20 protein-coding genes are annotated in these 22,747 nt (G+C 68.2%); 14 read left to right on the top strand and 6 right to left on the bottom strand.

Features of this window, described 5'->3' with window-relative positions:
* Nucleotides 1–83: 83 nt before the first annotated feature.
* Both paaZ and gshB read right to left on the bottom strand, forming a co-directional pair.
* A complete protein-coding gene (gene paaZ, locus U0004_RS19320; RefSeq protein ID WP_034783922.1) occupies nucleotides 84–2,138 on the bottom strand; it encodes a phenylacetic acid degradation bifunctional protein PaaZ in 2,055 nt (684 codons plus the stop codon).
* Nucleotides 2,135–3,103, bottom strand: coding sequence for a glutathione synthase (gene gshB / locus U0004_RS19315; RefSeq protein WP_070257684.1), 969 nt, complete (start codon nucleotides 3,101–3,103; stop codon nucleotides 2,135–2,137). Before gshB ends, paaZ begins: the two co-directional genes overlap by 4 nt.
* A gap of 273 nt (nucleotides 3,104–3,376) precedes the next feature.
* Between gshB and U0004_RS19310 the strand changes: the two genes are divergently transcribed.
* From U0004_RS19310 to U0004_RS19275, 8 genes are all read left to right on the top strand, one after another.
* Nucleotides 3,377–3,793 (top strand): acyl-CoA thioesterase, encoded by a 417-nt coding sequence (locus tag U0004_RS19310; RefSeq protein WP_034783925.1) that lies wholly within the window; start codon nucleotides 3,377–3,379, stop codon nucleotides 3,791–3,793.
* 1 nt (nucleotide 3,794) lies between these two features.
* Nucleotides 3,795–4,352, top strand: coding sequence for a hypothetical protein (locus U0004_RS19305; protein WP_070257683.1), 558 nt, complete (start codon nucleotides 3,795–3,797; stop codon nucleotides 4,350–4,352).
* On the top strand, nucleotides 4,349–5,044 hold the full coding sequence (locus U0004_RS19300) for a peptidoglycan DD-metalloendopeptidase family protein (RefSeq protein WP_034783928.1): 696 nt from the start codon (nucleotides 4,349–4,351) through the stop codon (nucleotides 5,042–5,044). The genes U0004_RS19305 and U0004_RS19300 overlap by 4 nt, the downstream gene beginning before the upstream one ends.
* The gene (locus tag U0004_RS19295) at nucleotides 5,037–5,759 is read left to right on the top strand and encodes a glutamine amidotransferase (protein WP_034783929.1); all 723 of its coding nucleotides are present in this window, start codon (nucleotides 5,037–5,039) and stop codon (nucleotides 5,757–5,759) included. The genes U0004_RS19300 and U0004_RS19295 overlap by 8 nt, the downstream gene beginning before the upstream one ends.
* Nucleotides 5,756–6,976 carry a MalY/PatB family protein gene (locus U0004_RS19290; protein ID WP_231958077.1) on the top strand — a complete coding sequence of 407 codons (1,221 nt, stop codon included), beginning with the start codon at nucleotides 5,756–5,758 and terminating at the stop codon, nucleotides 6,974–6,976. The genes U0004_RS19295 and U0004_RS19290 overlap by 4 nt, the downstream gene beginning before the upstream one ends.
* Nucleotides 6,977–7,012: 36 nt before the next feature.
* A complete protein-coding gene (locus tag U0004_RS19285; protein ID WP_070257682.1) occupies nucleotides 7,013–7,621 on the top strand; it encodes a flavoprotein in 609 nt (202 codons plus the stop codon).
* Between the two features lie 23 nt (nucleotides 7,622–7,644).
* Complete coding sequence (locus U0004_RS19280; RefSeq protein WP_034783932.1) at nucleotides 7,645–8,337, top strand: glutathione S-transferase family protein; 693 nt, start codon at nucleotides 7,645–7,647, stop codon at nucleotides 8,335–8,337.
* 66 nt (nucleotides 8,338–8,403) lie between these two features.
* Nucleotides 8,404–9,531, top strand: coding sequence for an acyl-CoA dehydrogenase family protein (locus tag U0004_RS19275; RefSeq protein ID WP_070257681.1), 1,128 nt, complete (start codon nucleotides 8,404–8,406; stop codon nucleotides 9,529–9,531).
* 43 nt (nucleotides 9,532–9,574) lie between these two features.
* On the opposite strand, the gene U0004_RS19270 is transcribed toward U0004_RS19275, so the two are convergent.
* The 3 genes from U0004_RS19270 to U0004_RS19260 all read right to left on the bottom strand — a co-directional run bounded on the left by U0004_RS19270 (nucleotide 9,575) and on the right by U0004_RS19260 (nucleotide 15,690).
* A complete protein-coding gene (locus tag U0004_RS19270; RefSeq protein ID WP_034783934.1) occupies nucleotides 9,575–10,462 on the bottom strand; it encodes a LysR family transcriptional regulator in 888 nt (295 codons plus the stop codon).
* Nucleotides 10,463–10,694: 232 nt separating this feature from the next.
* Nucleotides 10,695–12,098: an SLC13 family permease gene (locus U0004_RS19265; RefSeq protein ID WP_071653702.1), complete on the bottom strand. Its 1,404-nt coding sequence runs from the start codon at nucleotides 12,096–12,098 to the stop codon at nucleotides 10,695–10,697.
* 67 nt (nucleotides 12,099–12,165) lie between these two features.
* Nucleotides 12,166–15,690 (bottom strand): indolepyruvate ferredoxin oxidoreductase family protein, encoded by a 3,525-nt coding sequence (locus U0004_RS19260; RefSeq protein ID WP_070257690.1) that lies wholly within the window; start codon nucleotides 15,688–15,690, stop codon nucleotides 12,166–12,168.
* 428 nt (nucleotides 15,691–16,118) lie between these two features.
* On the opposite strand from U0004_RS19260, the gene gshA reads away from it, so the two are divergent.
* The 5 genes from gshA (at nucleotide 16,119) to U0004_RS19235 (ending at nucleotide 21,440) form a co-directional block, all read left to right on the top strand.
* Complete coding sequence (gene gshA, locus U0004_RS19255; protein WP_081345716.1) at nucleotides 16,119–17,750, top strand: glutamate--cysteine ligase; 1,632 nt, start codon at nucleotides 16,119–16,121, stop codon at nucleotides 17,748–17,750.
* Between the two features lie 35 nt (nucleotides 17,751–17,785).
* Nucleotides 17,786–18,181, top strand: coding sequence for a lactoylglutathione lyase (gloA, locus tag U0004_RS19250; protein WP_034783936.1), 396 nt, complete (start codon nucleotides 17,786–17,788; stop codon nucleotides 18,179–18,181).
* An 85-nt stretch (nucleotides 18,182–18,266) separates the two neighbouring features.
* A complete protein-coding gene (gene bufA1 / locus U0004_RS19245; protein ID WP_070257679.1) occupies nucleotides 18,267–19,778 on the top strand; it encodes a BufA1 family periplasmic bufferin-type metallophore in 1,512 nt (503 codons plus the stop codon).
* Nucleotides 19,778–20,638 (top strand): MNIO family bufferin maturase, encoded by an 861-nt coding sequence (bufB, locus tag U0004_RS19240; protein WP_070257678.1) that lies wholly within the window; start codon nucleotides 19,778–19,780, stop codon nucleotides 20,636–20,638. Before bufA1 ends, bufB begins: the two co-directional genes overlap by 1 nt.
* Entirely contained in the window at nucleotides 20,628–21,440 is an 813-nt protein-coding gene (locus U0004_RS19235) for an HvfC/BufC N-terminal domain-containing protein (protein ID WP_070257677.1), read from the top strand. The genes bufB and U0004_RS19235 overlap by 11 nt, the downstream gene beginning before the upstream one ends.
* Before the next feature lie 8 nt (nucleotides 21,441–21,448).
* Here U0004_RS19235 and U0004_RS19230 read toward each other — a convergent pair whose 3' ends face one another.
* A complete protein-coding gene (locus U0004_RS19230) occupies nucleotides 21,449–21,613 on the bottom strand; it encodes a hypothetical protein (RefSeq protein WP_167468680.1) in 165 nt (54 codons plus the stop codon).
* A gap of 213 nt (nucleotides 21,614–21,826) precedes the next feature.
* Between U0004_RS19230 and U0004_RS19225 the strand changes: the two genes are divergently transcribed.
* On the top strand, nucleotides 21,827–22,732 hold the full coding sequence (locus U0004_RS19225; protein WP_034783938.1) for a LysR family transcriptional regulator: 906 nt from the start codon (nucleotides 21,827–21,829) through the stop codon (nucleotides 22,730–22,732).
* Nucleotides 22,733–22,747: the final 15 nt, after the last annotated feature.

Genomic DNA, 22,747 nt, shown 5'->3' with positions numbered 1-22,747 from the left:
CAGCCGCCATTCTGAAAGACGGGGGCAACGTTGGCTATTTGTATTTCTTGAGCGGCGCCATCAGGAAAACTGAGGGCTGCCGCTTACAGCCCTGCGCGCTTGGCGACCAGGGTCAGGATGTCGTAGCTGGCCACCAGTTCATCGTTCTGGTTGGTGACCTGCACGTCCCACGACACCACGCCCTGGCCGACGCCCTTGTCGTCGCGCCGCTGGCGGTCGACCTTGCGCTTGCACGTCAGGCGCGCGCGGATGGTGTCGCCGATGCCGACCGGCGCGACGAAGCGCAGGTCGTCGAGCCCGTAGTTGGCCAGCACGGGACCCGGCGCCGGGGACACGAACAGGCCGGCGGCGGCGGCCAGCACGAAATAGCCGTGCGCGATGCGCCGGCCGAACTGCGAATCGCGCGCGGCGATCTCGTCGAAATGCATGTAGAAATAATCGCCCGAGATGCCGCCGAAGGCCACGATATCCGCTTCGCAGACGGTGCGCCGGTGCGTCAGCAGCGATTCGCCCACTTCCAGCTCGTCGAAATGCTTGCGGAACGGATGCTGCACGCTTTCGCGCACGGCGGCGCCGCGCACGTATTCGCCCGTCACGGCCGTCAGCATGGTGGGCGAGCCTTGCAGCGCCGAGCGTTGCAGGTATTGCGAGATGGCGCGCAGGCCGCCCAGCTGCTCGCCGCAGCCGGCGCGGCCAGGGCCGCCGTACTTCAGGTGCGCCGACGCCAGCACGTCCGTCCCCGCCGCCGCCACTTCGCGTTCCAGCACCAGCACGCGCCCGTGCGAGGCGGCCAGGCGCGGCACCGCATACGCGGCCAGCTTCGGATCGCGCGTGGCCAGGGTGCTGGCCAGGCTGCCCCTGCCGCGTGCGGCCAGCGCCAGCGCTTCCTCCACGTCCGCATACGGCATCAGGGCGCAGACGGGGCCGAAGGCCTCGATTTCATGCACGGCGTCGCTGCGCGCGCCGCCGCGGCACAGCAGCAGTGTGGGTGCGGCAAAGGCGCCATCGCGCACGCCTGCGCCGGAAGGCGCGTAGCCGTCCGCCTGGCCGCAGACGATGTCGCTTTCCTCGGCCAGGGCGCGCACGCGGGCGCCAAGTTCGCTGCGCTGCTCCTGCGATGCCAGCGGTCCCATTTGCACGCCTGCCTGGGCCGGGTCGCCGATCACCACCGCCGCCAGGCGTTCGCGCAGGCGCGCCGTCAGCGCTTCGATCTGCCCGTGCGGCACCATCACGCGGCGGATGGCGGCGCCGTCCTGGCCCGCCTTGACCGTCATCGAACGCACGATGGCGTCGACCAGCAGCTCGAATTCCGGCTCGCCGCTGCGCACGTCCGGTCCCAGGATGGCGCAATTGAGCGACGCCGCGCCCAGGCTGACCTGGACCGAACGCGCCAGCAGGTTGGGGTGGTTGCGCAAGGTCGTGGCGGTGGCGTCCGAACCGGTGAAGCTGACGGCATCGTTGTCCTGCAGGCGGGCCAGCAAGGCATCGGCCGGGCCGATGGCCAGCTGCAGCGCGCCTTTCGGCAGCACGCCGGACGCGTCGATCAGGCGCACCAGCGCTTCGGCCAGGTAGCTGGTACAGGTGGCGGGCTTGACGATGCAGGGCATGGCGGCCAGGAAGCTGGCGGCGAATTTTTCCAGCAGCGACCAGACGGGCAGGTTGAACGGGTTGATGTGCAGGGCCACGCCGCCGCGCGGCACCATGATGTGCGTGCCGGCCGCTCCGCCGCGCCGGCACAGCGACATGGCGGGCGCTTCGTGCAGCACATTGCCCGAAGGCAGGCCGCTGGCGGCGATGCCGGCGTAGGAATTGAGCACGCCGATGCCGGCGCAGATATCCTGCTTGCTGTCGGCGCGCGTGGCGCCGCTCAGGTAGGCGATCGTGTACAGCTCCTCGCGATGCTGCTGGATGTGCGATGCCAGCGCCCGCAGGCAGGCCGCCCGCTGCTGGAAGTCGAGGGCCATCAGCGCCGGCACGCCGGTGCGGCGCGCATAGTCGAGCGCCTGCTGCGCGTCGACCGACTCGGCATGCGTGTGATAGATCAGCGAATTGTCGATGGCGCTGTGCAGCGACAGGCCCGCTTCGCTGCCCATCCAGCGTCCGCCTATCCAGCTTTGCAGTGTGCTTACCTTGCTCATGATTGTTCCTCGTTCGTGTGCGTGAGCGATGCCGCCGTTTCCAGCGCATCGATGAACATGCCTGCCACGTCGAAACCCGTCTGCTGCATGATTTCGCGGAAGCAGGTGGGACTGGTGACATTGACTTCGGTGAGATGCGCGCCGATCACGTCCAGCCCGACCAGCAGCAGGCCGCGCGCCGCCAGCACCGGCGCCAGGGTGTCGGCGATCTCGCGGTCGCGCGCCGTCAGCACGCGCGCTTCGCCGCGCCCGCCGGCAGCCAGGTTGCCGCGCACCTCGCCCGCCTGCGGTATGCGCGCCAGCGCATGCGGCACCGGCTTGCCGCCGATGAGCAAGATGCGCTTGTCGCCCTCGCTGATGGCGGGAATGTAGCGTTGCGCCATGATGGTGACGGCGCCGTCGCGCGTCAGCATTTCCACCGTGGCGCCCAGGTTCATGCCGTCCTCGCGTACGCGGAAGATGCCGGCGCCGCCCATGCCGTCGAGCGGCTTGAAGATCACGTCGCCGTGCTCGGCGTGGAAGGCGCGCAGGCGCGACGGCTCGCGGCTGACCAGGGTCGGCGCGCAGAACGGCGCAAATTCCAGGATCGCCAGTTTCTCGTTGTGGTTGCGCACGGCCGATGGCCGGTTGAAGACGCGCGCTCCCTGGCGCTGCGCCATTTCCAGCAGGTAGGTGCTGTACAGGTATTCCATGTCGAAAGGCGGATCCTTGCGTAGCAGGACGGCGTCGAACTGCGCCAGCGGCAGCGTCGCCGCCGCCTCCCGGTGGAACCACGTGCCGGCGTCGTCGACCAGCTGCACGCGCGCGGCATGGGCGCTGACCACGCCGCCCTCGCAGTGCAGATGCTGCTGTTCGAACACGTGCAGTGCGTGGCCGCGCGCGGCCGCTTCCTGCATCATCGCGTAGGTCGAATCTTTCTTGATGTTCAACAGCTCGAGGCGGTCAGCCAGGATCGCGATTTTCATCGATGCGCCTTTCATTCAATAGGGTGGGGTAGAGGAAACCGGTGGGCCGCGCCAGTGCGCGCGGCAGCCGTGGCGCCATGCGCCGGGTCCTTGTTGCTGGAATATTTCTGCAGCGATGGTAGCGCAACGGGCGCCATTCGGCTCCTCAGATATTTGGACGTCCGCCCTCAGATATTGCGTCTTGTGAGGTACCCGCTATCGGTCTTAGCATCATTGGCGAAATGTCACTACCCAAGCCGGCCTGACCGGATATAACCGCCACATGAGGACACAATGATGCGCCGCTCTTTCAAGACCAATCTCGACATCCGTTACCGCGACACCGACTCGATGGGCCACGTCAGCAGCCCCGTGTACTACGAGTACATGCAGACGGCCTACCTCGAATACATGCACCGCATCCTGGAAATTCCGAAGAGCGAAAAGCTGCCGCACATCATGGTGAAAACCGCGTGCGAATACATCGCCCAGGCCAAGTACGGCGACAAGGTGCTGGTGCTCAGCCATGTCTCCAAGTTTGGCGGCAAGAGCTTTGAAATGGAGCACATCATGCACATCGGCGACGAGCAGGGCGTGGTGATGGCCAAGGCCATTTCCGTGCACGTCATGTACGACTACGAAAAGCAGGCCACGCAGCCCGTGCCCGAGTCGTTCAAGCAGACCGTGCTGGCCTACCAGGGCAGCCTCTAAGATGGCGCGCCTGGCATTCCTGCAAGCGCTTGGCGCGCTGGGCCTGCTCGCGGGCGCCGCGGCGCCGCTGGCCGCCAGCGCCGGTGAACCGGTGCGGCGCGTGCTGACGCCGATCGACTGGCCCGCGGCCAGCTTGGCGCGCGCCGGCGCGGCGCAGGCCGACGCAGTGCTGCGGGCGCTGCGCGCCACGGCGCCCGCCGGACTGGCGCAAGTCAGCATCCCGGTACTGCTGCTGCCGGCCGAAGGCGATTGGGGCGCGCCGCGTTTCCATGGCCAGGGCACGGCCTATGCGGCCCTGTATGCGCCGGCGGGCGCGAAGCTGGGGCTGTTCGGCAGCGCCACGCACCTCGTCGCACCAAGTGACCTGAAGCTCGAACATGCGGGCGGCGCCTTCGAATCGATAGGCGACGGCGCCGACTACAGCTTCACGCGCTTTGGCGCCGCCTACACGCTGCGCATGAGCTGCGACGAGCCGCTCAAGGACAAGCGCTGCACCGATCCGCAATATCTGACCGACACGGCGCGTGCGCTGCTGCTCGTGGCGGGAGAAAAACCATGATGAAGACTTTGCTACTGGCTGGCGTGCTCGGTGCGCTGGCGCTGCCGGCACTGGCCGGCAATGATGACCGTTTCCTGCCGCCCGGAGCACTGCTGCCCGGCAGCGGCAGCGGCGTGGCCAGCGCCGCCGTGCTGTACCCGGACATGCGCTTTCCCATCGAGAAGGGCGCGGCTTATGCCAGTTCGCATTTCTACGGCGTGGGCGGCCAGCGCGGCAAGGCAGGCGATTCCTGCGACGACGCCAACTATGCCTATCCGTGGCGCGACAATTTTTGCGAGCTGCGCAAGGACAACCTGCCGTTCTGCCTGTCCGGCGGACATCAGGGGCAAGACTTGCGCCCGGCCACCTGCCGCGCCAACTTTCACTGGGCCGTAGCGGCCGACGATGGCGTCATCGTGCAGATCGCGCGTTTCAGCGTCACCCTGCAGACGGCCGCCGGCACCTTGTACCGCTATGTGCACCTCAATACCAGCGACCTGGCCGTGCGCGAACTGCAGCCGGTGGCGCGCGGCGCGCGCATCGGCAGGATTTCGAACAACTGGATCGACAAGCTGCCGATCCACCTGCATTTCGACGTCAAGGACACCATCAAGGTGGGCCAGCAGACCCTGGTGACCTTCGTGCCGCCGTATGCCAGCCTGGTCGAGTCCTACATCCAGCGCAACAAGATACAAGGAGAGCAGCATGAGTGAAACGATGCAAGGCCGGCGCGGGCGCAAGCGGCCGATCCTGGCGATACTGCGCCAGGAGGCGTCGACGCCGGGCCGCGCCGGCAAGCTGCTGCGCGACAAGGGCTTTGAACTCGATATCCGCCGTCCCGTGTGCGGCGACCCGCTGCCCGACACCCTCGATGGGCATGCGGGCGTGATCTCGTTCGGCGGCCCGATGAGCGCGAACGACAGCGATGCGCACATCCGCCGCGAGATCGAGTGGCTGTCCGTGCCGCTGGCGGAAAACCGGCCGTATCTGGGCATCTGCCTGGGTGCGCAGATGCTGGCCAAGAATCTCGGCTGCAAGGTGACGGCGGCCGAGGGCGACGTCACGGAGATCGGCTGGTATCCGCTGAAGCCGACGGCCGAAGGCCAGCGCATCATGCCCAAGTGGCCGGACATGGTGTACCACTTCCACATGGAGGGTTTCGAGCTGCCCAAGGGCGCCATCCTGTTGGCCGAGGGCGACGCCTACCGCAACCAGGCCTTCCGCTACGGCGAGAAAGCCTGGGGCATCCAGTACCATCCCGAGCTGACCCTGGCCATGCAGCGCCGCTGGGCGGTGAAGGGCGCGCACCGCTTCCACCTGCCGAACGCGCAGCAGGGCGAACAGCACCTGCAGGGACGCGTGCTGCACGACAAGGCGCTGCGGGCATGGTTCAACGGCTTCCTGAACCGCGTGTTTACCGAAGCATGAGCCGCCAGCTCGCTACCCTGCAGGACGGCCTGGCGCTGACCCTGGACCAGCTGCTGGCGCGCCAGAGTTTCAAGTGGCGCCAGTACCAGCCCGGCGTGCTTGCCGCCTGCGTGGCCGACATGGACCTGGGCACCGCGCCCGCCGTGCAGGCGGCGCTGGCGCAGGTGCTGCAGCGCGTCGATTTCACTTATCCCTTGCGTGACGGACGCAAGGCCGACCGCGCCGTGGCACACGCGTTCGCCGCGCGCATGCGCCGCCTGTATGGCTGGCAGGCCGAGGCCGACCAGGTGCTGGTCCTGCCCGACCTGGTGCAGGCGACGTTTGCCGCGGTGATGGCGTTTTCCGACCCGGGCGACGGCGTGATCGTGCAGGTGCCGCACTATGCGCCGTTCCGCGAAGCGGTCGAGGGCACGGGCCGGCGCCTGGTCGCGCTGGAAATGCGCACGGGTGCCGACGGCTTCCAGCTCGACCTGGAGAGCCTGGAGCAAGCTGTCGATGCCCGCACGCGCGTGCTGATCCTGTGCAATCCGCACAATCCGACGGGGCGCGTGCTGAGCCGCGCGGAGCTGGACGGCGTGCTGGCCTTTGCCGAACGCCATGCACTGATCGTGGTGTCCGACGAAATCCATGCCGACCTGGTCTACCCGGGCGCGCGCCATCTGCCATTCGCCTCCCTGTCGCAGGCGGCGGCAGCGCGCACCGTCACCCTGAACTCGGCCACGAAGAGCTTCAATATCGCCGGACTGCGCTGCGCCGTCGCCCATTTCGGCTCGCCAGAGCTGCAGCAGCGCTTCCACGCGCGCCTGCCGGCGCGCCTGACGGGCGCCGTCAACAACCTGGGCATCGACGCCACCGTGGCGGCCTGGAACGACGGGCAGCCCTGGCTGGACGCCGTGCTGGCGCACCTGATGGCCATGCGCGACTACGCGGCGCAGATCCTGCGCCGCGAGCTGCCGGCCATCCGCTTCCACGTGCCGCAGGGGACGTATCTGCTGTGGCTCGATTGCGGCGCGCTGGAGCTGGGCCAGCCGGCGGCGGATTTCTTCCTCCAGCATGCGCGCGTGGCGCTCAGCCCGGGCGAAGTCTTCGACGCGCGCGCCGCGCACTGCGCGCGCCTCAATTTCGCCACCTCGCAGCCGCTGCTGGCCGAGATCCTCGACCGCATGGTCATGGCGGTGCGCGCGCACCAGCGCCGCCGTCCGCCTGCACCCCATTAACCCGGCACAGCCGTGCCACCACCTGGATACAACACCATGGAAACGCCCATCAACAAACACAAGCCGCGCATCCTCATCGGCGTCACGGGATCGCTCGATTCGACCCTGCTGCCGAACTACCTGCGCATCATCAAGGACCATCTCGATTGCGAGCTGAGCGTGCTGATGACGCCGAATGCCACCAACTTCCTCAAGCCGGAATCGATCGCGCTGTATGTCGACCGCGTCATCAGCGGCGAGCGGCCGCAGGATTGGCCGACCGACAAGCCTGGCCGCCTGGCCGCCGAGCACGACCTGCTGCTGGTGCTGCCCGCCACCGCGAATACGCTGGCGGCCGTGGCAAACGGCTTTTCCGGCAACCGCCTGACCACCGTGATCCTGGCCGCCACCTTTCCCGTGCTGCTGTTCCCCGTGATGGGCGGGCCGATGCTGGCCAAGCCGGCCGTGCAGCGCAACCTGGCGCAGCTGCGCGAGGACGGCTACATCATCATCGACCCCGTATGGCGCGACCATTTCGATCCGCTGCTCGAGCGCATGCACGGCCATCACTCGCTGCCGAGTCCCGAGCAGGTGCTGGCGCTGCTGCGCGAACGCTTCCCCGCCAGCGGCGTGCAGCGCCTGGCGCTGACGGGCGCCGCGGCCTGACCTTCACAACCAGAGAGAACCGCATGTCCATCATCCTGTACAGCCTGTGCGCCGCCGACCGGCGCCGTCATTATTCGCCCCATGTATGGAAGATCATCATGGCACTCAAGCACAAGGAGCTGCAGGCCGAGGTGCGGCCCGTCTCCTTCGCGGAAATCGCCGGCATCGAGGACGGCAGCTATAAAAGCGTGCCGGTGCTGAACGACAACGGCCACATCGAGGGCGACAGCTTTGAAATCGCCGTGCACCTGGAGCGCGCCTATCCGGACCGGCCCAGCCTGTTCGGCGGCCCGGGCGGCCAGGCCATGGCCCGTTTCGTCGAAAGCTTCAGCCAGACGGTCATCCATCCGCCCGTCTCGGCCATCGCCGCCATGGACATGCATGCGCTGATGTCGCCGGCGGACCAGGCGTATTTCCGCGCGGCACGCGAGAAACGCTTCGGCAAGACCCTGGAAGAGGCCTCGGCCACCCGCCACATCGAGCTGGCGGCCCTGCCGGAAAAATTCGCGCCGCTGCGCAGCGTGCTGGCCAAGCAGCCCTGGCTGGGCGGCGCGCAGCCCCTGTTTGCCGACTACATCCTGTTCGGCGTGCTGCAATGGGCGCGCATCACCGTGCCGTATCCCTTGCTGCCGGCCGACGATCCCGTCAGTACCTGGTTCGAGCGCTGCCTCGACCTGCACGGCGCCATCGGGCGCTCCGTCGTCCTGTCGGACTGACGGCCGGCGTACCTGCCAGGGCCGCCCGCGCGGCCCTTTTTCTTTCATTGACCAACAAGGCTAACCATGATGTTTACACCGCAACAGGGCGAGATACGCCAGCGCTACGCCGGTATCGGCAGCGACATTGCCGCCGGCGCCGCCGCGCGCGCCGAAGGTTTCGATTTTGACGGCTGGCAGCGCCTGCGCGATGCCGGTCTGTGGCGCATGATCGTGCCCGGCAGCGATCACGCGACGGGCGACTGGTGGAGTTTTACCGCCGCCCTCGACGGCCTGTCGTCCACCATCGGCGCGCCGGAGCTGCTGCTGTCGGTCATCGCCCAGGCCGGCATGGTGCGGGGCCTGGAGCGGCACGGCACGGAAGGGCAGCGCGACCGCTATTTCGGCGCCATCCTGCGCGGCGACGTCAGCGCCACCGGTATCGCCGAGCCGGGCACGGGCACGGACGTGCGCAGCATCCAGAGCACCTTGCGCGCCACGGCCGACGGCTACGTGCTCAATGGCGGCAAGTACAATATCGCGCACGCGCCCATCATGGATTTCGCCCTGATCGTCTGCCGCCTGGCGGACAAGGAAGAGCACAATATCGCGCTGGCGCTGGTCGACCGCGGCACGCCCGGCCTGCGCGCCGGCCTGGTGGACGACAAGCTGGGCAACCGCAACCTGCCCACCGGTGCCCTGCATTTCGAGGATGTGGCCGTGCGCCCGTCGCAGCTGCTGGGCGCGCCCGGTCGCGGCCTGGCCACGCTGATCGACACCATTTCGCTGGGACGCCTGTATTACGGCCTGGCGGCGGCCAACCTGATCGCGCCCTACCTGGACGAGGCGATGCGCTACGCGGCCAGCCGCAGCAGCTTCAATAGCAGCATCGACAACCACCAGTACGTGCAGCGGCGTCTGGTCGATATCCGCATCGGCATGGAACGTTCGCGATGGCTGGCGTTTGGCGCGCTGTCGCAATTGCTGGCAGGCCAGCGGGAAGGGTTGATGAGCTGTTCCATCGCCAAGCTGGTGGGATCCGAAGACCTGATCAACAGCGCTACCAGCCTGGTCAAGCTGTACGGCAGTCTTGGCTATCACAACGGCCGCGTGGCCGAGCTGATGAAAAACGCCCTGGCTTTCGCCAGCGTGGGCGGCACCGAAGAAATGCACCGCAAAAATATCTTCAATCAGATGCAGCGCCTGGCTAGCTAGGTTTCCCGCGCTGGCTGTGGCACTCGCACGGCATATTGGCGGTTCAGGCCGCCAATATGCCCGATTCGCTTAGCGCATCATTGATCGCCTCGAACATCGGCTCTCTGGCGCGCGAGGCCAGATGCGCGAACAGATTGCGCACGGACGACTGTGCCACGCACAGGATGTCGATTTCACCGAGGCGCTGCGCTTCCAGCGCCGTGTCGCCATGCAGCAGGCCGACGCCGAGGCGCTCGGCCAGCATCGAGCGGGTGACGCTTTCGCGGTCGATGCTGATGATGCGGCGCGGACGGAAATTGCGCGTCTTGAACAGGTGCTCGGCGGCCCCGCCGCAGCACAGGCTCGATGGCGCGAAGATCCACGGCAGCTCGGCCAGCGCGTTCCAGTCGAGCGGCTGGGTGGTGTCGAGCATGCCGGCAGGCGCCGCCACGTAGACGGGGAAGCACGCCACTTCGATCGTCATCAGGTCATCGTCGGGCGAGCGGGCCTCGTTGTAGAAACCCGCGTCGAGCGTGCCGCTGCGGATGCCGTTCAGGGTGCCGGTGGAGCTGCCGTGCTCCAGCGAGACCTCGACTTCCGGATGGTGTTCGGAAAAGCGCCGCACCAGCCGGCCAATGGCTTCGTTGTTGGACTGGCCGCCGACGCCGATGCGCAGCTTGCCGGCCAGACGGCCCTTGATGTGGTTGGCTTCGTCGAGCAGTTCGCGGTGGATGTTGAGCGTGCGTTCGGCCTTGGCCAGGATGCGCTGGCCGCTGCTGGTCAGGCTCATGCCGCGCGCCGTGCGTTCAAACAGGGTCAGGCCGAGATAATCCTCCATCGCCTTGACATGGGCACTGACTGCGGGCTGGCTCAGGAAGAGCCGTTCGGATGCGCGCGTAATGCTGCCCTCGCGCGCCACCGTGGCGAAGGTTTTCAGGTGATGGATTTCCATGAGGGGCGGGTCCATTAAGTTAAAAGATGGGTGAAATTTCAGATATTCTTATTTGTTTTTCAACTATGCATTATATGTGATTTCATTAAGAAAACCGCATTAACAATGCCTGCAAGATGGGTAATTATTTGTGACTTTTCCCTTCTCCCTGTCACCGCCGCGATGCGCGTCAGCCCTTGAAATAGCGTAAATTGTTACTTTTCGTGAGAAAGTTCCTGCCTGCGGGCCAGCGCTACAGCAGGCCGACCACGTGCCACCAGACGAAGTCCAGCGGCGTGAGTATCAGCAGGCTGAGGATGAACAGGCTCAGGCACAGGCGGGTGACGGCCGCCACCGGCAGGCTGGCCGCCTGCATGGCGAAAATCAGGGGCGGCGCCTGGTAGGGCAGGCAGACATTGGAAAATGCCAGCACTTGCGTCATCAGCACCGTCATCAGCGGCAGGCCCGTGACCGCCGCCAGGTCCTGCGCCAGCGGCGTCATCGTCGCCGGCACGCCCGCCAGGTTGGTCACCAGCGACACCACCGTCGAGATCACCGTCAGCACGGCGGCGTTCCACAGCGGCGTGTCGGCCGCAAAGCGCGCATGCCGGCTCAGGCCGTGCACCACGGCTTCGCCCAGGCCGCTTTCCGAAATCACCGCGCCCAGGCCCATCACGCCGGCCACGAACAGCAGCGAGCCATAGTTGATTTCCTGGTTCAGGCATTTTTTCGACGTCAGGTCGGCGGCCGGCCACAGGCAGATCAGGGCGGCGGCCAGGCCGACCCAGGCCGGCGACACATGGTGCAGGCCGTCCGTCATCCACAGGGCCAGACAGCCTCCCAGCACCACGGCCAGTCCCGTCTCCTGCGCCGACATGGGACCTTGCCGCTGCGCCGGCGCGGCCGCGCGCACGGGATCGGCGGCGGGAAACATCCACAGGATCAGCAGCACCAGCAGGACGGACTTGAGGATGCCCAGCACGGGGAAGTGCAGCAGCAGGTAGTCGACATACGCAATCTGCACGCCATATAGATTGTCCGCCATGCCGGACAGGATCATGTTCGGCGCGTTCGACGGCAGGATGGCGAAGGTCGGCAGGAAGCTGGAAAAGCTGGCCGCCATCAGCATGCCCGTGCGGCCGTTATGGCCCGCGCCATAGCCGATATGCTCGGCCACGGCCATGGTGATGGGAATGAGCAGCACCACGCGGCCCATGCCTGAAGGCATGACGAAGGCCAGCGCCACGCTGAACAGCACGATGCCGGCGATGACGCCCGCGTAGCGCCGCCCCAGCATGCGCGACAGGATGGCCGCCGCGCGCTTGCCCAGGCCCGTGTGGCCGATCGCCGCCCCCATCACGGCACCGCTGAACAGCAGCCAGAAGGTGGTCGACTGCAGGCCGGAGAACACGGTTTGCGCGGGCGCCATATTGCACAGCATCGCCACCAGGAAGAAGGCCAGGGCCGGCCAATATTCGGGTACCAGGGCCGTGGCCCACATGCTGATGCAAAAGACCAGCAGCGCTACCACGCCGGCCATGGAGGGCGGCAGGTAGAGCGCGGCCGCCAGGCCGCTGGCGAGCGTCAGCGCGGCGATGGCGGCCAGCGCGCGCAGGCGCGCAACGGGCAGGGGAAGGGCGAGGGACAAGGACTTCAAGGCTGGGCTCCTGGGCGCGCCGGCGCGGCAAGGCGCCGCGCCGTGTGGTGGTCAATGGAAAACATGTTTACTGGTAGCGCCGGATGGCGATGGTGCGGAAAGGCTGCTGGGCGTGTGGCGCGGCAGGGGCAGCGGGAGCGGCCGGCTGTTCCAGCCTGGCCAGCAGCGCCTGCGCGCGCAGTTCGGCGGCATCGATGCTGGCCAGCTTCACGTGGCCGTAGCCGCGGATGGCCTGCGGCAGTTCGGCCAGCGCCACGATGGAATCGAGGTTCCCGGCGCTCAGGCGCGGCAGCAGGGCGTCGAGGCGTGCCGTGTAGTCGGTGATCAGCTGGCGCTCGCGGCGCCGTTCGGCGCTGTAGCCAAACACGTCGAACCGCGTACCGCGCAGCCCCCTGGCCCTGGCCAGCAGCGCCAGCAGCCTGCCCATCCAGGGGCCGAAGGCGCGCTTGCGCTTGCCCAGCAGCGGCGGCGCCATGTGGAAGGTGAGCGTCACGTCGCCCTCGAACTGCTGCTGCAGCTCGCGCTGGAACTGGCCGTCCGAGAACAGCCGCGCCACCTCGTATTCATCCTTGTAGGCCAGCAGCTTGCTGTAGCCGCGCGCCACGGCCAGGGTCAGCACGGGCGGCGCATCGGCGCCGAAGACGGCGCTTTCGCGCTCGCGCACGCGCGCGACGAACGCCTGGAAGCGTTCCGCCAGCGCCGCGTTCTGGTAGCGCGCCAGCATGGCGCTGCGCTGTTCCACCAGCGCGCCCAGGCTGGCGTCTTCCGCCAGCGGACCCGCGGCCACGCCTTGCAGCAGGGGCGCACCGCAGGCGGCCAGGCGGCCGGCGGCAAAGGCCGCCTTGTTGGCGTCGACGGCCACGCCATTCAATTCGATGGCCCGTTCCAGCGCCGCCAGGCCGACGGGGATCAGGCCGCGCTGCCACGCAAAGCCCATCAGCAGTATATTGGCCATGATGGTGTCGCCCATCAGCTGGCGCGCCAGCACCTGGCCGTTGCATTCGGCGATGTGTTCCACGCCGACGGCGTGGCGCAGCTTGTCCATCAGGGCGCCCGCATGCTGCGGCGCATCCGGATCGCGCACCATGGCGGCGGTGGGGAACTGATGCGTGTTGGCGACCACGCGCGTGTGGCCGTGGCGCAGGGTCTGCAGCGCGTCGGCGCTGGCGCCGACCACCATGTCGCAGGCCAGCATCGCATCGGTCTGGCCGATGTCGATGCGCGCCTGGTGCAGATCCTGGCCGGCCAGGGCCAGGCGCACGAAGGACAGCACGGCGCCGCCCTTTTGCGCAAAGCCCATGAAGTCGAGCACCGAGGCTTGCTTGCCCTCCAGGTGCGCGGCCATGGAAACGAGCGCGCCCACCGTCACCACGCCCGTGCCGCCCACCCCCGTCACCAGCAGGTTGAACGGGCCGTGCCAGGCATGCGGCGCGGGCAGGGGCAGGGCGGCCGCGGCGCGGCGCAGGGCTTGCGGATCGATGGCGGCGTCGGCTGCCTTGCGCAAGGCGCCGCCGCGCACGGAGACGAAGCTGGGGCAAAAGCCGTTGGCGCAGGAATAATCCTTGTTGCAGGACGACTGGTCGATGGCGCGCTTGCGCCCGTAGCCCGTTTCCAGGGGCACGATGGACAGGCAATTCGACTGGACACCGCAATCGCCGCATCCCTCGCACACGGCGCTGTTGATGACCATGCGGCGCGGCGGATCGGGCAATTCCTTTTTCTTGCGGCGCCGGCGCAGCTCGGCCGCGCAGGTCTGGTCGTAAATCAGCACGGTGACGCCCTTGACCTCGCGCAGGCGGCGCTGCACCTGGTCGAGCTCTTCGCGTCCGTGGAAGGTGGCGGGCGGCGGGAAGCGGCCGTGCAAGCCCGCGTATTTTTCCGGCGCGTCGCTGACCACGGCAATCGCCTTGGCGCCCTCGGCATGCACTTGCCAGGCGATGGCGTCGACCGTCAGGCTGCCGTCGATGGGCTGGCCGCCCGTCATGGCCACGGCGTCGTTGTATAAAATCTTGTAGGTGATATTGGCGCGCCCGGCGATGGCCTGGCGGATGGCCAGGAAGCCCGAGTGGAAATACGTGCCGTCGCCCAGGTTCTGGAACACGTGCGCGGTGGTGCTGAACATCGAGTGCGCCACCCAGTCAACGCCTTCGCCGCCCATCTGTATCAGCCCGGTGGTATCGCGCTCCATCCACGAGGCCATGAAATGGCAGCCGATGCCGGCTTGCGCGCGCGAACCCTGGGGCACCTTGGTCGAGCTGTTGTGCGGGCAGCCGGAACAAAAATAAGGCTGGCGCCGCACGCCGTCGGCCGCATTGGCCAGCAGCGCGGCGGGCGCGAAGCCGGGCAGCAGGGCGCGGCGGTCGAGCGCCGGCTTGTGCCGCGCCAGCCAGGCCGCCAGCACGCCGGCGATGCGCGACGGGCGCAGTTCGCCCTGCGCCGGCAGCAGCGGCGCGCCGCCGGCATCGAGCTTGCCCAGCACCAGCGGGCGGGCGCTGTCCGGCAAGTTGTAGAACAGGGTGCGGATCTGCTGCTCCACCAGAGGCCCCTTTTCCTCGATGACGAGGATTTCCCGCAAGCCCGCCTTGAACTGCGCCAGGCGTTCGGCTTCCAGCGGAAAACTCAGGCCCACCTTGTACAGGCGCACGCCGGCGCGTTCCAGCACATCGAGACTGAGGCCCAGGCGCCGCAGCACTTCGAGCACGTCGAGATGCGCCTTGCCGCAGGTGACGATGCCGATATCGGCTTGCGGGCTGGGACACAGCAGGCGGTCGATGCTGTTGGCGCGCGCGAACGCGTGCACGGCGGCCAGCTTGTGCGCGTGGCGCGTCTCGATGGGCAGGCCGGGCAGGTCGGGCCAGCGGTAATGCAGGCCGCTGGCAGGCACGCTGTAGTCGGCCGGCTGCTCGAAGCGCGTGCACAGGCCGTCCAGGTCGACCGTGGCGCCGCTTTCCACCGTTTCGGAAATGGCCTTGAAGCCCACCCACATGCCGGAAAAGCGCGACAGCGCCCAGCCGTACAGGCCAAATTCCAGGTATTCGGCGATGCTGGCCGGATTGACGATGGGCATGCTCCACGCCTGCATGGCGAAATCGCTCTGGTGCGGCATCGATGACGAGACGCAGCCGTGGTCGTCGCCGGCCACCACCAGCACGCCGCCGTGCGGCGAGGAACCGTACACATTGCCATGCTTGAGCGCATCGCCGGCCCGGTCGACGCCCGGCCCCTTGCCGTACCAGAGGGCGAACACGCCGTCGGCCGTGCGCTGGGGATCGGTCTCGACCTGCTGGCTGCCCAGCACGGCGGTGGCTGCCAGCTCTTCGTTAATGGCGGGCAGGAAACGGATCTGCTGCGCTTCCAGCACGCCGCGCGCGCGCCACAGCGCCTGGTCGTAGCCGCCCAGCGGCGAGCCCCGGTAGCCGCTGATGAAGCCGGCCGTGTTCAGGCCCCGCTCGCGGTCGAGCCAGCGCTGCATCAGCGGCAGGCGCACCAGTGCCTGGGTGCCGGTCAGGAAGACGCTGCCGCCGCGTGCCAGCAAGTTGTCCTCCAGCGCATAAGTGCTCAGGCGTACAACGCCCGGGTCGTCCGCGACCATCTTGTCCATCACTTCCACCTGTGTTCTCCCATCGCCTTGTCGGCTTCCTTGTTGGCTTGCATGCCGCATGCACGCATGCATGTGTCTTGAACACGCTGCCGTGTCGGCGCGCCGGATACGGAAGAGGGGCGCGCCGGCGCTGCGATGCGGGCGCAACCAAACTTTTCCGTCTATTGATATTCGTTTATCAAGATAAGGGGCCGCGCGGGACGGCGCAATTCGCAAATGCTGAGTGCAGCACTCAATAACACTGATGCGAACGCCGGTGCCGGGCGCAGGCCTCGCAAATCCGGGTGCCTGGCCCCTGGCATCAGTGTTTCTGATCCCCGCACTCAGGATTTGCGAGTTGTGTGGTGCGGGGCTTGGGGCTTATCGTCGGCGTCGAGATGGAAAGCCGAACGATGTTTTTTTGTAAAGGCAGCACAGCTATGAGTTCATTATTGACGCGCCGCATGGCGCTGCTGGCAGGCGCGGACGGACATACGCTGCTGGCCCAGGGATTGCGCGGCATCGAGCGCGAAGCACTGCGCGTGGATGGCCGCGGCCACCTGGCCGCCACGGCGCATCCGCTGGCGCTGGGCGCGGCCCTGACCCATCCCACCATCACGACCGACTATGCGGAGGCGCTGATCGAGCTGATCACGCCGCCCGAGCAGGATACGGCCGCCATGCTGGACGGTTACGACGCCTTGCACCGTTTCGTCTTCAGCGGACTGGGCGACGAAATGCTGTGGAGCCACTCGATGCCGTGCCGCCTGCCCGCCGACCCCGACATCCCGATCGCCTGGTACGGCAACTCGCACATCGGCATGCTCAAGCATGTCTACCGGCGCGGCCTGGCGCTGCGCTATGGCAAAAGCATGCAGTGCATCGCCGGCATCCACTACAACTACTCGCTGCCGCCCGCATTGTGGGAGCGCCTGCGCGCGGACGAGGGCGATGGCCGCACGGCGATGCAGTTTCAGTCGGAAAGCTATGTCGGGCTGATCCGTAACTTCCGCCGCTATGGCTGGCTGCTGATGTATCTGTTCGGCGCCGCGCCAGCCCTGTCGGCGCATTTCCCGGGGCGCGGCGACTTCCCGCTGGAGCAGCTGTCGGCCGATACCTTGTACCTGCCGTACGCCACCAGCCTGCGCATGAGCGACATGGGCTACCAGAACGATGCCCAGGCCGGCCTGACCCCCGACTACAACACGCTCGACAGCTATATCACCAGCCTGGCGGCGGCGATGAACCATCCGTACCTGCCGTATGTCGAACTGGGCACGCGGCGCGAGGGGCAGTGGGTGCAGATCAATACCAACCGCCTGCAGATCGAGAACGAGTACTACTCGGCGATCCGCCCCAAGCGCGTGGCGCACAGCGGCGAGCGCCCCTTGCATGCGCTGGCCCAGCGCGGCGTGCAGTACGTGGAGGTGCGCTGCCTCGATGTCGACCCGTTCGAGCCGCTGGGCATCGGCGCGTCAGCCTGCCACTTCCTCGACGCCTTTCTGCTGTTTTGCGCGCTGCAGGACAGCCCGCTCACCGGCCATGCGGAAAGCCGCGAGAACACCGAGAATTTCGCCCGCACCGTCAAGGAAGGACGCCGTCCGGGACTGCTGCTGGAGCGCCACGGCGAACAGCTCAGCCTGCAGGCCTGGGCTGGCGAGCTGCTCGAGCGCATTGCCCCCATGGCCGCGCTGCTGGACCAGGCGCGCGGCGGCGATGATTGCGCCACGGCGCTGGCGGCGCAGCGCGCCAAGCTGGCGGACGTGGCGCTGACGCCTTCGGCGCGCGTGCTGGCGGCGATCCGCGCCGAGCAAGGCAGTTTCGACGCCTTCGCCCTGCGCCAGAGCGCGGCGCACGCGGCGCATTTTCGCGGCCGTCCCCTGGCGCCTGCGGCGCTGGCGCGCTTCACGGCGCAGGCCGATGCCTCGCTGGCCGAGCAGGAGCGCGTGGAACGCGCCGACAGCGGCGACTTCGGCCAGTTCCTCCAGCGCTACCAGGCGGGCGCCCGCTACCTGCCGGTGCCGGACGAACCGGCCATGGAAACTGTCTTGCCACAGCAGCGCGTAGCCTGAAGTCCTTGTCCAAACCTGATCCGAGCCATCACACCATGCGCATACTTCATTGCATGCTGCGCGTCGCCGACCTCGACGCCGCGCTGCATTTCTACCGCGACGCCCTGGGCATGACCCTGCAGCGGCGCCACGACTATCCGGATGCGCGCTTTACGCGCGCCATTGTCGCCTATGGCGAAGCGCCGGCGCATGCCGCCATCGAACTGACGCATAACTGGGACCGGCAAGCCTACACCCACGGCGACGCCTACGGCTACCTGGCCCTGGCGGTCGACGATGCGGCCAGCGTCTGTGCCAGGGTGCGCGCGCATGGCGGCACGGTCACGCGCGAGGCGGGGCCGATGAAACACGGCAGCAATGTCATCGCCTTCGTGCAGGACCCCGACGGTTACCGCATCGAGCTGATCGAAGCGAGCGCGCACTATGACTGATGCATCGACTTAACAACGACTGACACGGCATGGCAGGCGCGCCGCTGGCGGCGCCTGCCGGCATTTTTGAAAAGGAAGCCACCGCATGGTGCAAGTATCAACGACAAGCAAGGCCGCCACGCCGCCAGCGCCAGTGCCGCAGCCGCAGAACCGGCAGGCGCTGGTACAGGCGGCCGTGGCCGCGGCCTGCGCCCTGGCCGTGGCGCTCCCCGCGCCGGCGCAGGCGCCGGAAAAAAAGGCCGCCGCCAAGAGCGAAATCTGCTACGGCGTGGCCAAGGCCGGCCAGAATGAATGCGCCAATACCACCTGCTTCCATTTGTGTTCGGGCATGGCGACCGTCGACCGCGATCCTGGCGAATGGATGACCGTCCCGGCCGGCACGTGCACGGCGCTGGGCGGCAAGGTGGAAGCGGCGCCGCTGGCCTGCCCGGGCGCGGCGCCCGCCAGGACCGGCCCACCGGCCGATGTGGCGGCGGGCGATGCGCTGTACCACGAGGGCGACGCGGCGCGCGCGCTGCCGGCGTGCGCCGCCTGCCATGGCCCCAAGGGCAATGCCGCCGTCGCCGATTATCCGAAGCTGGCCGGGCAGAACCTGGCCTACCTGGATAGCCAGCTGCGCGCCTTCCGTTCGCATGCGCGCGTCAGCCCCCTGATGAACACGGCTGTCGCGCCCCTGACGGATGGCGATATTGCCAACCTGTCCGCCTATTTGTCCAGGCAAAAGCCGGACGCCGTCGACCCCAGCCTGACCACTCCCGTGGCCGCCGGCAAGTCGTTCCGCGATTGCGACGGCGCGTGCCCGGAGATGGTGCCGCTGCCGGCCGGGCGCTTCCTCATGGGATCGCCGCCTGGCGAGAGCGGGCGCTTCGGCAATGAAGGCCAGCATCCGGTCGAGATCCTGCAGCCGTTTGCCATCGGCCGCTTCAGCCTGACGTTCGAGCAGTTCGACGCCTGCATCCAGGATGGCGGCTGCGACGGCTACCGGCCGTCAGACGAAGGCTGGGGACGCGGCACGCGCCCGGCCGTCAACGTCAGCTGGAACGATGCGCAAAGCTATCTGCGCTGGCTGTCGAAAAAGAGCGGGGCGCGCTACCGCCTGCCCACCGAGGCCGAGTGGGAATATGCGGCGCGCGCAGGCACCGTCACGGCGCGCTGGTGGGGCGAGGACATCACGCGCGGCGACGCCAAGTACGGCCCCGACGACTGCCCGCAGCAGAAGCATTGCGGCGGCGTCGTCTCCGGTTCGGGCAACTGGCCCACCACGGCGCCCGTGGGCAGCTACGCGCCCAATCCGGCAGGGCTGTACGACGTGCTGGGCAATGTGTGGCAGTGGACGGCCGATTGCTGGCACAGCGACTACGAAGGCGCGCCGAAAGATGGCCGCGTGTGGGATGACGCGGCTTGCAAGAAGCGCGTGGCGCGCGGCGCCTCCTGGACCGACACGCCGAACTTCGTGCGCGCGGCCACCCGCCTGGGCCTGGGCGCGGAAGGGCGGCGCGGCTGGATCGGCCTGCGCGTGGTGCGCGAGATGGACGCGGCGCCCGGCACGGCGGCCAAGGGCGGCGCGGCGCCGGCGGGCACGCGCGGCTTGCCCTGATGCGCGACGTGGCGCAGGCCGCGCCCCTGGTGGGCATCGGCCTGCGCGGCGCGCATTACCGCGACATGCTGGCGCGGCGCCAGCCCGTGGACTGGCTCGAGGTCCACAGCGAGAACTACCTGGCCGAAGGCGGCTGGGACCTGCACGTGCTCGAGACGCTGCGCGCCGATTATCCCGTCTCGCTGCATGGCGTCGGCATGGGCCTCGGCTCGGTGCACGGCTTTTCGCGCGCACACGTGGAGCGCATCGCCCGCCTGGCCGCGCGCATCGAGCCGATGCTGGTGTCCGAGCACCTGTGCTGGGGTGCCACTGGCGAGGCGATGCTCAACGACTTGCTGCCGCTGCCGCTGAACGGTGCCAGCCTGGAACTGGTTTGCCGGCGCGTCGACCTGGTGCAGGAGGTGCTAGGTCGTCGCATCCTGCTGGAGAACGTCTCTACCTATCTGCGCTTTCCCGGCGACAGCTGGGGCGAGACGGAGTTCCTCGCTTGCGTGGCGCGCCGTACCGGTTGCGGCGTGCTGCTGGACATCAATAACCTGTATGTCAATCAATGCAACCACGGCGAGGATGCCGTGGCCGCGATGGCGGCGCTGGCGCCGGGCCTGGTCGGCGAATTGCATCTGGCCGGCCACTGCGAAGATGGCGGCCTGCTGGTCGACCACCACGGCGCGCCCGTGGCCGCTGCCGTGTGGGAACTATACCGGGCCGCCTTGCGCCGCTACGGTCCGCTGCCCACCCTGGTCGAATGGGATACCAACTTGCCGCCTTTTGCCACCTTGCTCGACGAAGTGGCCCGCGCGCGGGCGCTTGCCGGCGAGGCGCTCGCGCCGGCGGGCCTGGCGGCGCGCCATGACGCTTGAGGAGCTGGCGCGCCTGCAGGCCGCGTTCGGCGCGCAGATCAGCGCGCACACGCCGGATGCCTGCGCGCTGGCGCCGTGGCTGGACATCGATGTGCGCAGCGCCAGCGCACTGGCGCGCTATGCCCAGGCGCTGCGCCAGCATCACGCGCGCTCGCTGGAGCTCGTGTATCCGGTGCTGCGCGCGCTGGGCGGCGCCTCCTGGTTCCTGGCCATGGCGCATGCCTACGGCGATGCGCATCCGTCACGCAGCGCCGACCTGGCCCGTTTCGGCGTCAGGCTGCCGGTGTTTCTTGCCGCCTGGCCGCCGTCCGCCGCGCATGGCTATTTTGCCGACGTGGCGCGCCTGGAGTGGCTGCTGCATGAAGCCCATGGGGCGCCCGATGCCGCTGCGCTGACCTTGCGCGACGTGCAGGCGGCCGGGGCGTGCCAGGTCGATGCCTGGCAGCTGGCGCTGCATCCGGCGGCCGTGCCGTACCGTTCGCCCTGGCGCGCGGCGGCGATCTGGCTGGCGCACGACGTCGCGGCGCGGCATGCCATGCCGCCTGATGCACGGGGCGAGACGCTGGCACTCGTGTACCGCCACGGCTGGACGGCGCAGGTGCGCGAGATCGACGCGGTGGAGGCGGCGGCGCTGGACGTGCTGGCTGGCGGGGCCACCCTGGGCGCTGCGCTGGCGGCGGCGCAGCAGGCGCACCTGAAGGGCAACGGCTGCACGCCGTTCGCGCCGGCGCCCTTGATGCTGCGCTGGCTGGCCGATGGCTTGCTGGTGCAGGCGAGTGATGGCGGGCGCGCGCTGAAGTAGAGGCGTGCCTACAATGGCCAGCCGCAGGTACCCCAGCCGGTGGCGTCCAGAGGATAGGCATCGGCCGGCGCGGCCGCAGCCTTGCCTTCGCTGCCGTCTTGCTCCTGCTCCTGGATCGGCGCTTCGCTGGCCGGCGCAAGGAAGCGCGCGGCCCAGGACAGCAGGCGGCTCACCGGGTGCTCCCTGGCATCGATGCCAGTGCGTGGTAAATGGTGCGGAAGGCTGGGGCGGATGAAGGAGCAAGAATGGCTGGCATGTCGTTGTCGATCAAAGTGGCGATGCAGCCATCGTAGCGCCGCGCCGGGCGCGCCGGAAGGCGTGTGGCGCGCAATGTATCCATGCGTCTGGCGCCATGGCGCCAGCAAATCATGCTAAGGTAAGAAACTATGTCGATACCCGATCTGAACCTGTTAATCACCCTCGATGTCCTGCTTGCCGAAGGCAGCGTCACGCGCGCCGCGCGGCGCTTGCGCCTGAGTCCATCGGCCATGAGCCGCGCCCTGGCGCGCCTGCGCGAGACGACCGGCGATCCGCTGCTGGTGCGCGCCGGGCGTGAACTGGTGCCCACGCCGCGCGCGCTGGAGCTGCGCGAACGGGTGGGCCAGCTGGTGGGCGAGGCGCTGGCCGTGCTGGGACCGGCGCAGCGGCTCGATCCGCGCCAGCTGGAGCAGACCTTCACGCTGCGTTCGAGCGACGGTTTCGTGGAAAATTTCGGTCCTGCGCTGCTTGCGCATATCGGCGCGCAGGCGCCCGGCGTGCGCCTGCGTTTCGTGCAAAAGGTCGACCGTGAAAGCGTGCAGCTGCGCGAGGGCAGCATCGACCTGGAGACGGGCGTGATCGGCAATTTCACCAGCCCGGAAGTGCGCACGCGCAGGCTGTTCGGCGACCGTTTCGTGGGCGTGGTGCGCAGCGGCCATGCGCTGGCCCAGGGCGAGATCAGCGCCGAGCGCTATGCGGCCGGCCAGCATGTGCTGGTGGCGCGGCGCGACCAGGATACGGGGCCGATGGACGACGCGCTGGCGGCGCTGGGACTGCAGCGCACGATCGCCAGCATCGTCGGCGGCTTCACGGCGGCGCTGGCGCTGGCCGCCGGTTCCGACCTGATCGCCACCGTGCCGGAACGGCATACGGGCAATCTGCGCGCCGGCATGTTCAGCTTTGCGCTGCCGCTGCGCATGCCGGATCTGACCGTCTCCCTGATGTGGCATCCACGCATGGACGCCGACCCCGCCCACCGCTGGCTGCGCGGCTGCGTGGTCGACGCCTGCGCCGGCCAGTCAGGCGCCGCCTGACGCCGCCAGCAGCGT

This window comes from Janthinobacterium lividum, assembly GCF_034424625.1.
Classification (GTDB): domain Bacteria; phylum Pseudomonadota; class Gammaproteobacteria; order Burkholderiales; family Burkholderiaceae_D; genus Janthinobacterium; species Janthinobacterium lividum.
The sequence above is the reverse complement of the archived record's forward strand: the minus strand, read 5'-3'. Positions and strand labels throughout refer to the sequence as shown.

What these genes read in the sequence shown, in the direction of transcription:
- paaZ (WP_034783922.1), bottom strand. Translation starts at nt 2,138, where the DNA reads ATGAGCAAGGTAAGCACACTGCAAAGCTGGATAGGCGGACGCTGGATG.
- gshB (WP_070257684.1), bottom strand. Translation starts at nt 3,103, where the DNA reads ATGAAAATCGCGATCCTGGCTGACCGCCTCGAGCTGTTGAACATCAAG.
- U0004_RS19310 (WP_034783925.1), top strand. Translation starts at nt 3,377, where the DNA reads ATGATGCGCCGCTCTTTCAAGACCAATCTCGACATCCGTTACCGCGAC.
- U0004_RS19305 (WP_070257683.1), top strand. Translation starts at nt 3,795, where the DNA reads ATGGCGCGCCTGGCATTCCTGCAAGCGCTTGGCGCGCTGGGCCTGCTC.
- U0004_RS19300 (WP_034783928.1), top strand. Translation starts at nt 4,349, where the DNA reads ATGATGAAGACTTTGCTACTGGCTGGCGTGCTCGGTGCGCTGGCGCTG.
- U0004_RS19295 (WP_034783929.1), top strand. Translation starts at nt 5,037, where the DNA reads ATGAGTGAAACGATGCAAGGCCGGCGCGGGCGCAAGCGGCCGATCCTG.
- U0004_RS19290 (WP_231958077.1), top strand. Translation starts at nt 5,756, where the DNA reads ATGAGCCGCCAGCTCGCTACCCTGCAGGACGGCCTGGCGCTGACCCTG.
- U0004_RS19285 (WP_070257682.1), top strand. Translation starts at nt 7,013, where the DNA reads ATGGAAACGCCCATCAACAAACACAAGCCGCGCATCCTCATCGGCGTC.
- U0004_RS19280 (WP_034783932.1), top strand. Translation starts at nt 7,645, where the DNA reads ATGTCCATCATCCTGTACAGCCTGTGCGCCGCCGACCGGCGCCGTCAT.
- U0004_RS19275 (WP_070257681.1), top strand. Translation starts at nt 8,404, where the DNA reads ATGATGTTTACACCGCAACAGGGCGAGATACGCCAGCGCTACGCCGGT.
- U0004_RS19270 (WP_034783934.1), bottom strand. Translation starts at nt 10,462, where the DNA reads ATGGAAATCCATCACCTGAAAACCTTCGCCACGGTGGCGCGCGAGGGC.
- U0004_RS19260 (WP_070257690.1), bottom strand. Translation starts at nt 15,690, where the DNA reads ATGGTCGCGGACGACCCGGGCGTTGTACGCCTGAGCACTTATGCGCTG.
- gshA (WP_081345716.1), top strand. Translation starts at nt 16,119, where the DNA reads ATGAGTTCATTATTGACGCGCCGCATGGCGCTGCTGGCAGGCGCGGAC.
- gloA (WP_034783936.1), top strand. Translation starts at nt 17,786, where the DNA reads ATGCGCATACTTCATTGCATGCTGCGCGTCGCCGACCTCGACGCCGCG.
- bufA1 (WP_070257679.1), top strand. Translation starts at nt 18,267, where the DNA reads ATGGTGCAAGTATCAACGACAAGCAAGGCCGCCACGCCGCCAGCGCCA.
- bufB (WP_070257678.1), top strand. Translation starts at nt 19,778, where the DNA reads ATGCGCGACGTGGCGCAGGCCGCGCCCCTGGTGGGCATCGGCCTGCGC.
- U0004_RS19235 (WP_070257677.1), top strand. Translation starts at nt 20,628, where the DNA reads ATGACGCTTGAGGAGCTGGCGCGCCTGCAGGCCGCGTTCGGCGCGCAG.
- U0004_RS19225 (WP_034783938.1), top strand. Translation starts at nt 21,827, where the DNA reads ATGTCGATACCCGATCTGAACCTGTTAATCACCCTCGATGTCCTGCTT.